This is a genomic window from Bradyrhizobium sp. SZCCHNR1093, assembly GCF_032381175.1.
In the GTDB taxonomy this organism is placed as follows: Bacteria; Pseudomonadota; Alphaproteobacteria; order Rhizobiales; family Xanthobacteraceae; genus Bradyrhizobium.
Genome location: NZ_JAUHJJ010000002.1, coordinates 524,108 through 536,874, shown reverse-complemented (window position 1 = coordinate 536,874; position 12,767 = coordinate 524,108). Strand labels below are relative to the sequence as shown.

The window sequence follows — 12,767 nt, the reverse complement described above, 5'->3', positions numbered from 1 at the left end:
CTTGTGATCGCCGGCATCTGTTTTGCCCTCGATCTTTTCGCACCACATTCATATGATGATCATCATACATTGGAGATCGACGATATGAGCGAGACGGATTCGCGCGCTGAATTCGGCGTGGTGCCCCTGGCGGCGCTGGCCTCGATGCCCGGGCTCGATTTCGTGCGCGGCATCTTTGCCGGGACTTTGCCGCAGCCGCCGATCATGCAGACGGTCGCGCCGTTCGACTGCAGCGCCGAGCCCGGCCAGGTCGTCATGCACAGCGTGCCGGCCTTGCGGCATTATAATCCGATCGGTTCGGTGCATGGCGGCTACGCCGCGATCCTGCTGGATTCCGCGATGGGGCTCGCCGTCCACACGATGTGCCCGCAGGGCAGCGGTTACACCACGCTGGAATTCAAGGTCTCCTTCATCAAGGCAATGACCGAGACCACCGGCATCGTGAGAACGGAGGGCAGGACGCTATCGTTCGGACGCCGCGCCGCGACGGCCGAGGCACGCATCGTCGATTCGCAAGGACGCCTGCTGGCGCATGCCACCACGACTTGCCTGGTGTTCGAACTGCCCAAGGCGTGAGCCTGGAACGGCGGCCGCGCAGGCCGGTTGATAGGGCGAGGCCCCATCCTTTGTTCCGAGGTCGCCATGCCTGCCGCCCCCTCGCCCCGCGTCAAGTCGATCGAACCGCTCAGCATCGTGTTCGCGGATGACGGCCTGGTGCCCAATAATCCGATGCCGTTCCTGGTCTACAAGGCCGTCATCGATCTGGGTGGCGCCGATCCGGCGGCCGACATCGAGGGCGTGTTCGCCGCCAATGGCTGGGGCGACATGTGGCGCAACGGCGTCTACGACTATCTGCACTATCATGCGACCGTGCATGAGGCGCTGGGTGTCGCCGGCGGAACGGCGCGGGTCCGCTTCGGCGGCGATCAGGGCCAGGAGCTGGAGCTCAGGCCCGGCGACGTCGCCATCCTGCCGGCCGGCACCGGACATCAATGCATCGCTGCCAGCAGCGATTTCTGCATCGTCGGCGCCTATCCGCCCGGACCGAAGATGCAGATCACGCGGCCGACGCCGGAGAACCACGCCCGCGCATCGAAAACCATTCCGGAGGTGCCGATGCCCGCGACCGATCCCGTGCTCGGCGCGGGTGGCCCACTCACGCGCCTGTGGCAGCAGGCGCGCTGATCAGGCGCAATACAGCCGATACAGCGTCTGCAGGATCTCGCGGACCTCCCGGCTCGCCAGCCGATAGTAGATGGTCTGGCCATCGCGCCGGGTGGCGACGAGATCGAGCGCGCGCATCTTCGCGAGATGTTGCGACAGCGCCGCCTGTCGCAACCCGACCTGCTCGGCGAGATCGCCGACTGCGCGCTCGCCGTCGATGAGGTTGCAGAGCACCATGAGGCGCTTCGAATTCGCCATGGCAGCGAGCAGGCCGGCCGCCTCCTCCGCCTTGTCGTCGAGCGCCGCCACCATGGTCTCGCGGGCTTTGCGCCTGGCCTGTGTTGTCATCATTGTTACTTCTTCAATTTCGTATATATGCAATAATGCACATGATAGCCGATTGCAACATGCGCCCAACGAGGGAATCAAGGGACGATATGATCACGGAGTATACGGCGGTTACGGCGCTCGCAGGCGGCGCCCTCATCGGCGCTGCAGCCGTCATGCTGATGGGCCTGACCGGCCGCATCGCCGGCGTCAGCGGCATTGCCGCGCGGCTGTTGCCGCCCTGGGACGGCGCGCTCGCTGGCCGGCTCGCCTTCATAGGAGGGCTGGTCGCGGCCGCCCTTGCAGTCCGCATCGTGAGCGGGAGCCTGCCGCCGCTGAAGCTGGAGGTCGGTCCGATAGATATGGTTGCAGCCGGACTGCTGGTCGGCTTCGGGGCGGTCTGGGGCAACGGCTGCACCTCGGGTCATGGCGTCTGCGGCATCGCCAGCCTGTCGCCGCGCTCGATCGTCGCCACGCTGATATTCATGGCCACCGCGGTCGCGACCACCTTCCTCGTTCGCCACGTGCTGTGAGGCACCATGATCATTTTCGTCCAGTTCACCGTCGGCCTCATCTTCGGACTCGGGCTGCTGCTCTCGGGCATGTCCAATCCAGAGAAAGTGCTCAACTTCCTCGATTTCGCGGCGATCCGCTCCGGCGGCTGGGATCCGAGCCTGATCCTCGTGATGGCTGGAGCGGTCGGGGTCACCTTCGCCGGCTTTCGACTGGTTTTGCGGCGCCGGCGTCCCGTCCTCGGTGACCAATTCCACCTGCCATCCTCGCAGACGCTGGATTGGCGGATCGCAACCGGCCCTGCCGTCTTTGGCATCGGCTGGGGCCTCGCCGGCATCTGCCCGGGCCCGGCCTTCGTAGCGCTCGGCTACGGCTCGTCTGCCATCGTCCTGTTTGTCACGGCCATGATGATCGGAATGGCCGCAGCCCGCATTCTCGCGAGCCGCCGGCCCTCGCTCGCCGCGGTCGCTTCAGAATGAGGGAGGCTTGAATGTCCGGCATTCCACATCCGGTCGACCTGTCGGTGAAACCCGAGGTCACACCGTTCTTCGATCCCGCCACCAACACCGTCAGCTACGTGGTCAAGGACCCAGGCTCGCGGGCCTGCGCCGTGATCGATTCGGTCATGGACATCGACTATGCCTCGGGTCGCATCGCGCCCCATTCCGCCGACAAGATCATTCGCCTGATCGAGGATCGCGGCTGGCAACTGGACTGGCTGATCGAGACCCATGTCCATGCCGACCATCTGTCGGCGGCGCCCTACATCCAGTCAAGGCTGGGCGGCAGGATCGGCATCGGCGCCAACATCAGGATGGTGCAGGAGACGTTCGGCAAGATCTTCAACGAAGGCACCGAGTTTCAGCGCGACGGCAGCCAGTTCGACCGCCTGTTCCATGATGGCGATACCTACCGGATCGGCGCAATGACTGCCTTCGCCATGCATACGCCGGGGCACACGCCGGCCTGCATGACTCATGTAATCGGAGACGCCGCCTTCGTCGGCGATACGCTATTCATGCCGGACGGCGGCTCGGCACGCGCCGACTTTCCTGGCGGCGACGCCCGCACCCTGTATCGCTCGATCCGCCGGGTGCTGGAGCTGCCTGACGCGACGCGGCTGTTCATGTGCCACGACTACGGTCCAAACGGCCGCGACATCCGCTGGGAAACGACGGTGGTCGAGCAGCGCGCGCACAACATCCACGTCCGCGACGGCATCACCGAGGATCAGTTCGTCGCCGCCCGCGAGGCGCGCGACCGCACCTTGGACATGCCCAAGCTGATCATCCCGTCGTTGCAGGTGAACATGAAGGCGGGACGGCTGCCGACGCCCGATCAGGACGGCCGGCGCTTCCTGAAAGTGCCGCTCAACACGCTCTAAGACCCCCCTCCGCCCCGCCGAGCACGCGGCAGACGTCGCGGCTCGGCTTTCCCATTTGGCCGCGTCCACGCACCCCGGCGCGGCATGCCACGCCGGAGCATCACAGGATGACGTTGTCCGCTGCCGAGCTTGCGCTCGGCTCGCTGTCCGGCTCTTTCGTCGGATTCACGCTCGGCCTGATCGGCGGGGGCGGATCGGTGCTGGCCGTGCCGCTCATGGTGTATCTGGTGGGCGTCGGCAATCCCCACGTGGCGATCGGCACGAGCGCGGTCGCCGTGGCAATCAACGCGGCGGCCAATCTCGCCAATCATGCCCGCTCCGGCAACGTCAAATGGCGTTGCGCGCTGGTGTTTGCTGCAACGGGCGTGGTCGGCGCCTTCGCTGGCTCGACGCTCGGCAAGATGGTTGACGGCCAGAAGCTGCTGCTGCTGTTCGCCCTGGTCATGATCGTGATCGGCCTCTTGATGCTGCGCAAGCGCGGCACGGACAGCCAGCTGGACGTCAAGCTTTCACGCGACAATCTGTTGCCGCTAGTGGCATTCGGCTTCGGCACGGGAATGCTGTCCGGCTTCTTCGGCATCGGCGGCGGCTTCCTGATCGTTCCGGCTCTGATGTTTGCGACAGGCATGCCGATCCTCTACGCGATCGGCTCCTCGCTCGTGTCCGTCACGGCGTTCGGACTGACGACCGCAGCGAACTACGCGCTGTCGGGACTGGTCGACTGGGCGCTGGCGGCGACCTTTCTCGTCGCCGGCATCGCCGGTGGCCTGGTCGGTGCGAAGCTGGCCGCTCGCCTGTCCAGTACGCGCGGCACCCTGAACAAGGTGTTTGCCACCGTGGTGTTCGTGGTGGCGGCTTACATGATCTATCGGAGTTGGTCGGCACTCGGCCACTCCGGATAGTGCGGCGTGGATATGAGCCGGAGCCAGCATCGAGGCCGGACGGGCGCCCCACGTCCTCGCAGCGCGCCCGGAGCTCAACTCAACGCGGGCCCGCTTATGCCGCGTTGCTGCCTTCCTGGCGGCTCGCTTCGAACAAGAACCAAGTGCGGCGTTCGGTCTCGTCGATGAAGGTCTCCAGCAATCCCGCGGTGGCCGGATCGTCATTGTGGTCGCACAGCCCGTGCGCCTTCCGCATCGCAGCCGCGACGTGCTTGTTGTCCTCCATCAACTCCCGCAACATCTCGCGCGGCGGCACATACTCCTCGTTGTTGTCCTTGATGGTCTGCAGCTTGCTGATCTGGCTGATCGATTTCAGCGTCGTGCCGCCGAGCTTCCGCACCCGCTCGGCCAGTTGGTCCGTGGTGGCAAAGATCGCGTCCGACTGCTCGTCCAGCATCTCATGGTAGTCATGGAAATGCCGTCCGCTGACGTGCCAGTGGAAGTTCTTGGTCTTCAGATAGAGCGCAAAGGCGTCGGCAAGCAGCGTGTTCAAAGCTGTCGAGATCTTGTTTACGGCGTCCGGCGACAGATCGGTCGGGGTATCGAGCTCGGGGGCGGTCTTGTCGGTCTTTGCTTTACTCACGGCCTAACCTTCCTGTTAGAAGCAGCGATGGACACGGGTGATCGGACCCGTTAACGCTCGCTGACCCCTCCAGTTCCGATCAAGGAACTGTGTTTGCCGGAACACGCCATGGACGACTGGATCGACTATTACGATTCCACGCACACGATCTATGCGAGCAAGCTGCATCGCGACCTGCACTTCCAGGGGATTGCGCGTGACATCGTCGGGTATATTCCCTCGCCCGACGCGGTCGTTCTCGACTATTCCTGCGGAGAGGCCTTATCAGCCGCCAAGGTCGCCGACGCATGCATGACGCTGATCCTGGCCGAGCCGGCGCCGGGCGTGCGCGGCCGGTTGATCGCGCGTTTCGCGCCCAACACCAAGATCCGCGTGCGGTCGCTGGACGAGCTGCGCAACATGCAGGAAGGCTCGATCGACCTCGTCGTCATGAACTCCGTGGCGCAGTACATGAGCGAGGCGGAATTCGACGCGGCCCTTGCCGTGATCCGGCGGCTGCTGAAGCCGTCGGGAAAGTTCATTCTCGGCGACGTCCTGCGTCCGGACGTTGGCATGGGCCGTGACGTGCTCGCGCTGCTGATGTTCGCCGCACGGGACGGCTTCCTCAAGGATGCCCTGGTCGGGCTGGTCGCCACGGCGCTGTCGGATTACCGGCAACTGCGCACCAAGGTCGGCCTGCAGCACTACAGCGAGGCCGAGATCCTGGCGAGACTGAAGAAGGCCGACCTCAGCGCCGTCCGGGCGCCCAAGAATATCGGCCACAATCCCTGGCGGATGACCTTCGTGGCTCGGCCGATGACGGGAACCGGGTGACCGCGTGGGCCGACCAGCCCGCCGCAACGGCCACATCAAGCAACTGGATTAGGGTTAACTGAAACACGGGCTGGCTCACGCGGCCGTGAGAGGTAAGATCACCCTCGGCCCGGTGGCGGAAGCTACGACGCGAAGAGCGGTGCAACGCTCTTGAACCTGGTTCAAGTCCAGGCCGGGCCTCCAGCCTTCGCTGCTGCGCAGCTTCGGCTCGGCGAGCCAGCGACGGCAGGGCGCCCCTCCGCCCCTCTCCGCCAAATTGGCCGTTGATTTCGGCCCAAAACCCTTTTCGCTCAGAGGAAACTGGTCTAAAGACCGCTCGCGCGCGAGCACTGGTCGCGCCTGGGCCTTACGGGGACGCGCGATACGCGCGCCCTTTTTTTGTGCCCAATTCCTGCCCGTTCCTTGCCCGTGAGCTTGAATGCCGAAACGAACCGACATCTCGACCATCCTGATCATTGGCGCCGGTCCGATCGTGATCGGCCAGGCCTGCGAATTCGACTATTCCGGTACGCAGGCGGTGAAGGCGCTGAAGGAGGAGGGCTATCGCGTCGTCCTCGTCAACTCCAATCCGGCCACGATCATGACCGATCCGGAGCTGGCCGATGCGACCTATATCGAGCCGATCACGCCCGAGATCGTCGCCAAGATCATCGAGAAGGAACGCCACGTCATCCCCGGCGGCTTCGCACTGCTGCCGACCATGGGCGGGCAGACCGCGCTGAACTGCGCGCTGTCGTTGCGCCGGCAGGGGACACTGGAGAAGTTCGACGTCGAGATGATCGGCGCCACGGCTGACGCGATCGACAAGGCCGAGGACCGCCAGCTATTCCGCAACGCGATGGAGAAGATCGGGCTGCAGACGCCGAAGTCGCGGCTCGCCAATGCGTCGGCGCTGAAGAAGCAGTATCGCGACAAATACTTGGCCGAGCGCGAGACGCTGTCGGGCGCCGCGCGCGACGAGCTCGACCGGCAATGGACGCTCGGCGAGAACGAGCGCCGCAAGCGCTACCAGGAGCATGCGCTCGGCCAGGCGCTGATGGCGCTGTCCGAGATCGGCCTGCCCGCGATCATCCGTCCCTCCTTCACGATGGGCGGCACCGGTGGCGGCATCGCCTACAACAAGGAAGAATATCTCGACATCATCGAGCGCGGTCTCGACGCCTCCCCCACCAACGAAGTGCTGATCGAGGAATCGGTGCTCGGGTGGAAGGAGTACGAGATGGAGGTGGTCCGCGACAAGAAGGACAACTGCATCATTGTCTGCTCGATCGAGAACCTCGATCCGATGGGCGTGCACACCGGCGACTCGATCACCGTCGCGCCGGCGCTGACGCTGACCGACAAGGAATACCAGATCATGCGCGACGCCTCGCTGGCGGTGCTGCGCGAGATCGGCGTCGAGACCGGCGGCTCCAACGTGCAGTTCGGCGTCAACCCGGCCGACGGCCGCATGGTCGTGATCGAGATGAATCCGCGTGTGTCGCGCTCCTCGGCGCTGGCCTCCAAGGCGACCGGCTTCCCGATCGCCAAGGTCGCGGCCAAGCTCGCGGTCGGCTACACGCTGGACGAGATCGCCAACGACATCACCGGCGGCGCGACCCCGGCCTCGTTCGAGCCAACCATCGACTACGTCGTCACCAAGATCCCGCGCTTCGCATTCGAGAAATTCCCGGGGGCTTCGACCACGCTGACGACCTCGATGAAGTCCGTCGGCGAGGTCATGGCGATCGGCCGCACCTTCCAGGAAAGCCTGCAGAAGGCGCTGCGCGGGCTGGAGACCGGTCTCACCGGCCTCGACGAGATCGAGATCGAAGGTCTCGGGCGCGGCGACGACAAGAACGCGATCCGGGCTGCGCTCGGCACGCCCACGCCGAACCGTCTCCTGCAGGTCGCGCAGGCGATGCGGCTGGGCTGGTCGAACGAGGACATCTTCAACTCCTGCAAGATCGACCCGTGGTTCCTGGCGCAGATGCGCGGCATCGTCGAGATGGAGGACAAGGTCCGCCGGCACGGCCTGCCGCCGAACGCGAGCGGCATGCGCACGCTGAAGGCGATGGGCTTCTCGGATGCACGGCTCGCGGTGCTGACCAACACCACCGAAGCCGACGTCGCGGCCAAGCGGCAGGCGCTGGGCGTCCGTCCGGCGTTCAAGCGCATCGATACCTGCGCGGCGGAGTTCGCTTCGCCCACCGCCTACATGTATTCGAGCTACGAAACGCTGTTCGCAGGCCAACTCGCCGACGAGAGCGCGCCGTCCGACAAGAAGAAGGTGATCATTCTCGGCGGCGGTCCGAACCGGATCGGCCAGGGCATCGAGTTCGACTATTGCTGCTGCCACGCCTGTTTCGCGCTGTCCGACGCCGGCTTTGAGACCATCATGGTCAACTGCAATCCGGAGACGGTCTCGACCGACTACGACACCGCCGACAGGCTCTATTTCGAGCCGCTGACCTCCGAGGACGTGCTGGAGATCATCGCGACCGAGCGCAAGAACGGCACCGTGCATGGCGTCATCGTGCAGTTCGGCGGCCAGACGCCGCTGAAGCTGGCGCGTGCGCTGGAGGCGGCCGACGTGCCGATCCTCGGCACCTCGCCGGAGGCCATCGACCTCGCCGAGGACCGCGACCGCTTCAAGCGCGTCCTCGACAAGCTGCATCTGAAGCAGCCGAAGAACGGCATCGCCTATTCGGTCGAGCAGGCCCGCCTGGTGGCTGCCGATCTCGGGCTGCCGCTGGTGGTGCGCCCCTCCTACGTGCTCGGCGGCCGCGCGATGCAGATCATCCGCGAGGACAACCAGCTCAGCGACTACCTGCTCGGCACCCTGCCCGAGCTGGTGCCGGCCGACGTCAAGGCGCGCTACCCGAACGACAAGACCGGCCAGATCAACACGGTGCTGGGCAAGAACCCGCTGCTGTTCGATCGCTATCTGTCGGACGCGACCGAGATCGACGTGGACTGCCTTTCCGACGGCAAGGACACCTTCATCGTCGGCATCATGGAGCACATCGAGGAGGCCGGCATCCACTCCGGCGATTCGGCCTGCTCGCTGCCGCCGCATTCGCTCGACGAGGCGACCATCGCCGAGCTGGAGCGGCAGACCCGCGAGCTGGCGCTCGGGCTCGACGTCGTCGGCCTGATGAACGTGCAATATGCGATCAAGGACGGCACGATCTACGTGCTCGAGGTCAATCCGCGTGCCTCGCGCACGGTGCCCTTCGTCGCCAAGGTGGTCGGCACGCCAGTCGCCAAGATCGCCGCCCGAATCATGGCCGGCGAGAAGCTCGCCGATTTCGGCCTGAAGAAGCGCGCGCTCAGGCATGTCGGCGTCAAGGAATCGGTCTTCCCGTTCGCCCGTTTCCCGGGCGTCGACACCGTGCTCGGCCCGGAGATGCGCTCGACCGGCGAGGTGATGGGCATCGACCGCTCGTTCGCCGTGGCGTTCGCCAAGAGCCAGCTCGGCGGCGGCACACGCGTGCCGCGCAAAGGCACGGTGTTCGTGTCAGTACGTGAAAGCGACAAGGCGCGCATCACCGAGGTGGTGCGGATGCTGCACGAGCTCGGCTTCAAGGTGGTGGCGACATCCGGGACCCAGCGCTTCCTGACCGACCAGGGCGTGCCGACCGAGAAGATCAACAAGGTGCTGGAGGGACGGCCGCACATCGTGGACGCCATCACCAACGGCGACATCCAGCTGGTCTTCAACACCACCGAAGGCCCGCAGGCGCTGGCCGACAGCCGTTCGCTGCGGCGCGCTGCCCTCTTGCATAAAGTGCCGTATTACACCACTCTTTCGGGTGCCGTGGCGGCCGCGCAAGGCATCCGTGCCTATCTCGGGGGAGACCTTGAGGTCCGCACCCTGCAGAGTTACTTTTCCGAAAACTAATCGCAGCGCGCGGGCGAACGCCCGCTAAGCGGTTGGCAACAATCGGCAATAGAAGCTTTCAGGAACCCGCCGCCCCGTTCGATGTTGTACCGGCCTTTGACGGGACGGTCTTGCCGGGCCTTCAGGCTTTGCTTTGAGCCGCAAAGGCCTATTCTGAAGCTGCTGATCGTGCGCGCCCCCGCCCGCACGACTGAAGGACGAGAAGAGATGGTGGAAAAGGTTCCCATGACTTCGATGGGCTACGCCGCGTTGGAGAACGAGCTCAAGCAGCGCCAATCGGTGGACCGTCCGCGCATCATCGAACATATCGCGGAAGCGCGTTCGCATGGCGACCTGTCCGAGAACGCGGAATATCACGCCGCCAAGGAAGAGCAGTCTCACAACGAGGGCCGCATCGCCGAGCTCGAGGACAAGCTCGCGCGCGCCGACATCATCGATGTGACCAAGCTCTCCGGCGACACGATCAAGTTCGGCGCGACGGTGACCCTGATCGACGAGGACACCGAGAAGAAGGCGGTCTGGCAGATCGTCGGCGAGGTCGAGGCGGACGCCAAGAAGGGCAAGATCTCGATCACCTCGCCGCTGGCGCGCGCGCTGATCGGCAAGAAGATGGGCACCACCGTCGAGGTCATGGCGCCCGGCGGCGCCAAGTCCTACGAGATCGCCAAGGTCGAGTGGCGCTGAGGACCCGAGGCATCGGAGCGGTGCCTGTGACCGTTCGGACGAAACCAAGGGCTGCGCGAAGGCGCGGCCCTTCGTCGTTTGGCCGGCCGCACTGCGGCACAATGGCGTTCGGCAGCACACGGTCAATTCATCGGACTGCAGGCCACACGCCGGTGACGGGCTTTCGGGAATGAGCTAGTGCAGAACCGACGAGCCGTGCCGGGAGGATGGGTCCGGTCCGTCGCATCATGATGGCTTTGATTGGGGGATGATCGACATGGAGCAGATGTTCTCGAAATGGCAACCGGCTGTGCTCAGCCTGTTTCGCGTCGTCACGGGCCTGTTGTTGTTTCAATACGGCGTGGCGAAGATCTTCAAGTTTCCGGCCGTGGACATGTTTGCCAAAGTTGAGCTGCTGTCGCTGTACGGTGCGGCCGGCTCGCTCGAACTGGTGCTCGGCGGATTGCTGATCCTTGGGCTGTTCACGCGCCCGGTCGCCTTTATCCTGTCCGGCGAGATGGCCTTCGCCTATTTCATTGGCCACTTCCCGAGAGGTTTCTTCCCGGTCGTCAACAACGGCTCGCTGGCGATCGCCCTCTGCTTTGCCTGCCTCTATCTGACGACCTCAGGCGGGGGTTCGATCAGTCTGGACGCGCTGCTGCGCAAAAAGAACTGAACTCTCTCGCGTCCTGTTCGCTTCGCGACCTCGAGCTTCCGGGTTCAGCCTTCGCGAGGCTGGCCCGGAAGGACAGCCGGGCCTAGCTGCGCCCCTTGACCTCGAGCGGCACCGCCGCCTCGTATTTCGAGTTGTGCAGCACCAGGGACGTCCGCACGTTGCGGACGTGGGGCGCCGCCGTGAGGTGCGTGACGAACTCCTGAAACGTCGCCATGTCCGGTGCGACGCATTTCAGGATGAAGTCCACCTCGCCGGACAGCATCCAGCATTCCCGCACCAGCGGCTCGGACCGCACGAACTCTTCGAACGCCTTCAGGTCGGCGTCCGCCTGGCTCGACAGGTGGACCGAGGCGAACACGGTCACGTCGAAGCCGAGCTTGCGCGGGTCGAGCAGGCCCCGGTAGCCGGTGATGTAGCCTTCCTCCTCCAGGGTCCGCACCCGGCGCAAGCAAGGCGGCGGCGAGATGCCGACCCGCTTGGCGAGCTCGACATTGGTGATCCTGCCGTCGGCCTGAATTTCACTCAGGATTTTGAGATCGATCTCATCAAGATTCTTGGACACGGGGATTGTGGGCTCTGGCGGAACAGGAGGAGGCGCAGGGGCGCCGGGAGACGATGGGCAACTCTCTTAGCGCAAGCCGGTCAATTCGCGCAATTTTATTACTTTAGATTTCCCCTGTTGACCGGGTCGTGAAGGGAAAATTCGCCGAGATGCGTTGCAATTCTTGCATAGCTTGCCAGATGGCTTAGACTTGGATTTGACATTTTCGATGGGGCTTCGGAGCGTTTCTTCCGCGCATTCCGCTCGCTGCGTCGTTAATCCTCCCTTTTCCAGCGAGTCTTCGGCCACATGCAAGCTCCGATCCATGCCAAAGTCGTCATCATCGGTTCCGGCCCTGCCGGCTATACGGCGGCGATCTACGCGGCACGAGCTATGCTGGAGCCGGTGCTGATCCAGGGCATCCAGCCCGGCGGCCAGCTCACCATCACCACCGACGTGGAAAACTATCCGGGATTTGCCGACGTCATCCAGGGTCCCTGGCTGATGGAGCAGATGGAGAAGCAGGCGACGCATGTCGGGGCCCAGATCAAGACGGACCTCGTGACCAAGCTGGAGCTGGGGCAGCGTCCGTTCCGCCTGACCTGCGACTCCGGTGACGTCTACCTCGCCGAGACCGTCATCCTGGCGACCGGCGCCCAGGCGCGCTGGCTCGGGCTGCCGTCGGAGGAGACGTTCAAGGGCTTCGGTGTCTCGGCCTGCGCGACCTGTGACGGCTTCTTCTATCGCGGCAAGGAAGTCATCGTCGTCGGCGGCGGCAACACCGCGGTCGAGGAAGCGCTGTTCCTGACCAATTTCGCCTCGACCGTCACCGTCGTGCACCGGCGCGACCATTTCCGCGCCGAGCGCATCCTGCAGGAGCGGCTGTTCAAGCATCCCAAGATCAAGGTCGTGTGGGACAGCGCCCTCGATGAGATCTGCGGCGCCAGCTCGCCATCCAAGGTCACGCATGTCCGACTCAAGAACGTCAAGACCGGCGCGCTCACCGAGCTGCCCGCCGACGGCGTCTTCGTCGCGATCGGCCACGCGCCAGCAACCGAGCTGGTCGCGGGGCAACTGAAACTGAAACCGTCCGGTTATGTCGAGGTGATGCCGGGCTCGACCGCGACCTCCGTTCCCGGCGTGTTTGCAGCCGGCGACGTTGCCGATGAAACCTATCGGCAGGCGATCACCGCAGCCGGCATGGGCTGCATGGCCGCCCTGGAGGCCGAACGCTTCCTCGCCCACGCCGCGAGCGAACGCGCCGCGGCGGAATGAACTG

General features: G+C 64.7%; 14 protein-coding genes and 1 tRNA gene. 12 read left to right on the top strand and 3 right to left on the bottom strand.

The genetic code is table 11. From position 1 onward, the window contains the following. The first annotated feature begins 84 nt into the window (after nt 1-84). Together QX070_RS08155 and QX070_RS08150 are read left to right on the top strand one after the other, a co-directional pair. Complete coding sequence (locus QX070_RS08155; RefSeq protein ID WP_315736381.1) at nt 85-576, top strand: PaaI family thioesterase; 492 nt, start codon at nt 85-87, stop codon at nt 574-576. A 66-nt stretch (nt 577-642) separates the two neighbouring features. After that, nucleotides 643-1,185 (top strand): cupin domain-containing protein, encoded by a 543-nt coding sequence (locus QX070_RS08150; protein WP_315736380.1) that lies wholly within the window; start codon nt 643-645, stop codon nt 1,183-1,185. Here the strand turns inward: QX070_RS08150 and QX070_RS08145 are convergent, their stop codons facing one another. Next, nucleotides 1,186-1,512, bottom strand: a complete 327-nt coding sequence (locus QX070_RS08145) for a metalloregulator ArsR/SmtB family transcription factor (RefSeq protein ID WP_315737046.1) — start codon at nt 1,510-1,512, stop codon at nt 1,186-1,188. A gap of 89 nt (nt 1,513-1,601) precedes the next feature. Between QX070_RS08145 and QX070_RS08140 the strand changes: the two genes are divergently transcribed. The 4 genes from QX070_RS08140 to QX070_RS08125 all read left to right on the top strand — a co-directional run bounded on the left by QX070_RS08140 (nt 1,602) and on the right by QX070_RS08125 (nt 4,290). Then, the gene (locus QX070_RS08140) at nt 1,602-2,024 is read left to right on the top strand and encodes a YeeE/YedE family protein (protein WP_315736379.1); all 423 of its coding nucleotides are present in this window, start codon (nt 1,602-1,604) and stop codon (nt 2,022-2,024) included. A 6-nt stretch (nt 2,025-2,030) separates the two neighbouring features. Continuing rightward, a complete protein-coding gene (locus tag QX070_RS08135) occupies nt 2,031-2,483 on the top strand; it encodes a DUF6691 family protein (protein ID WP_315736378.1) in 453 nt (150 codons plus the stop codon). A gap of 11 nt (nt 2,484-2,494) precedes the next feature. Beyond that, nucleotides 2,495-3,388: an MBL fold metallo-hydrolase gene (locus QX070_RS08130; RefSeq protein ID WP_315736377.1), complete on the top strand. Its 894-nt coding sequence runs from the start codon at nt 2,495-2,497 to the stop codon at nt 3,386-3,388. Nucleotides 3,389-3,495: 107 nt separating this feature from the next. Further along, entirely contained in the window at nt 3,496-4,290 is a 795-nt protein-coding gene (locus QX070_RS08125) for a sulfite exporter TauE/SafE family protein (protein WP_315736376.1), read from the top strand. A 94-nt stretch (nt 4,291-4,384) separates the two neighbouring features. Here the strand turns inward: QX070_RS08125 and QX070_RS08120 are convergent, their stop codons facing one another. Further along, a complete protein-coding gene (locus tag QX070_RS08120) occupies nt 4,385-4,912 on the bottom strand; it encodes a DNA starvation/stationary phase protection protein (protein ID WP_315736375.1) in 528 nt (175 codons plus the stop codon). Between the two features lie 108 nt (nt 4,913-5,020). Between QX070_RS08120 and QX070_RS08115 the strand changes: the two genes are divergently transcribed. From QX070_RS08115 to QX070_RS08095, 5 genes are all read left to right on the top strand, one after another. Continuing rightward, entirely contained in the window at nt 5,021-5,725 is a 705-nt protein-coding gene (locus tag QX070_RS08115; RefSeq protein WP_315736374.1) for a class I SAM-dependent methyltransferase, read from the top strand. A 106-nt stretch (nt 5,726-5,831) separates the two neighbouring features. Next, nucleotides 5,832-5,908: transfer RNA gene (locus QX070_RS08110), tRNA-OTHER, on the top strand. A 235-nt stretch (nt 5,909-6,143) separates the two neighbouring features. Next, entirely contained in the window at nt 6,144-9,608 is a 3,465-nt protein-coding gene (carB, locus tag QX070_RS08105) for a carbamoyl-phosphate synthase large subunit (protein ID WP_315736373.1), read from the top strand. A 207-nt stretch (nt 9,609-9,815) separates the two neighbouring features. Beyond that, nucleotides 9,816-10,292: a transcription elongation factor GreA gene (gene greA / locus QX070_RS08100; protein WP_315736372.1), complete on the top strand. Its 477-nt coding sequence runs from the start codon at nt 9,816-9,818 to the stop codon at nt 10,290-10,292. 256 nt (nt 10,293-10,548) lie between these two features. After that, complete coding sequence (locus QX070_RS08095) at nt 10,549-10,947, top strand: DoxX family protein (RefSeq protein WP_315736371.1); 399 nt, start codon at nt 10,549-10,551, stop codon at nt 10,945-10,947. An 82-nt stretch (nt 10,948-11,029) separates the two neighbouring features. Here the strand turns inward: QX070_RS08095 and QX070_RS08090 are convergent, their stop codons facing one another. Then, complete coding sequence (locus tag QX070_RS08090; protein ID WP_015664493.1) at nt 11,030-11,509, bottom strand: Lrp/AsnC family transcriptional regulator; 480 nt, start codon at nt 11,507-11,509, stop codon at nt 11,030-11,032. A 288-nt stretch (nt 11,510-11,797) separates the two neighbouring features. Between QX070_RS08090 and trxB the strand changes: the two genes are divergently transcribed. Further along, nucleotides 11,798-12,763, top strand: a complete 966-nt coding sequence (trxB, locus tag QX070_RS08085) for a thioredoxin-disulfide reductase (RefSeq protein WP_315736370.1) — start codon at nt 11,798-11,800, stop codon at nt 12,761-12,763. Nucleotides 12,764-12,767: the final 4 nt, after the last annotated feature.

Excerpts from the sequence above, each read along its gene's own strand:
- QX070_RS08155 (WP_315736381.1), top strand. The coding sequence starts at position 85 with ATGAGCGAGACGGATTCGCGCGCTGAATTCGGCGTGGTGCCCCTGGCG.
- QX070_RS08150 (WP_315736380.1), top strand. The coding sequence starts at position 643 with ATGCCTGCCGCCCCCTCGCCCCGCGTCAAGTCGATCGAACCGCTCAGC.
- QX070_RS08145 (WP_315737046.1), bottom strand. The coding sequence starts at position 1,512 with ATGACAACACAGGCCAGGCGCAAAGCCCGCGAGACCATGGTGGCGGCG.
- QX070_RS08140 (WP_315736379.1), top strand. The coding sequence starts at position 1,602 with ATGATCACGGAGTATACGGCGGTTACGGCGCTCGCAGGCGGCGCCCTC.
- QX070_RS08135 (WP_315736378.1), top strand. The coding sequence starts at position 2,031 with ATGATCATTTTCGTCCAGTTCACCGTCGGCCTCATCTTCGGACTCGGG.
- QX070_RS08130 (WP_315736377.1), top strand. The coding sequence starts at position 2,495 with ATGTCCGGCATTCCACATCCGGTCGACCTGTCGGTGAAACCCGAGGTC.
- QX070_RS08125 (WP_315736376.1), top strand. The coding sequence starts at position 3,496 with ATGACGTTGTCCGCTGCCGAGCTTGCGCTCGGCTCGCTGTCCGGCTCT.
- QX070_RS08115 (WP_315736374.1), top strand. The coding sequence starts at position 5,021 with ATGGACGACTGGATCGACTATTACGATTCCACGCACACGATCTATGCG.
- carB (WP_315736373.1), top strand. The coding sequence starts at position 6,144 with ATGCCGAAACGAACCGACATCTCGACCATCCTGATCATTGGCGCCGGT.
- greA (WP_315736372.1), top strand. The coding sequence starts at position 9,816 with ATGGTGGAAAAGGTTCCCATGACTTCGATGGGCTACGCCGCGTTGGAG.
- QX070_RS08095 (WP_315736371.1), top strand. The coding sequence starts at position 10,549 with ATGGAGCAGATGTTCTCGAAATGGCAACCGGCTGTGCTCAGCCTGTTT.
- trxB (WP_315736370.1), top strand. The coding sequence starts at position 11,798 with ATGCAAGCTCCGATCCATGCCAAAGTCGTCATCATCGGTTCCGGCCCT.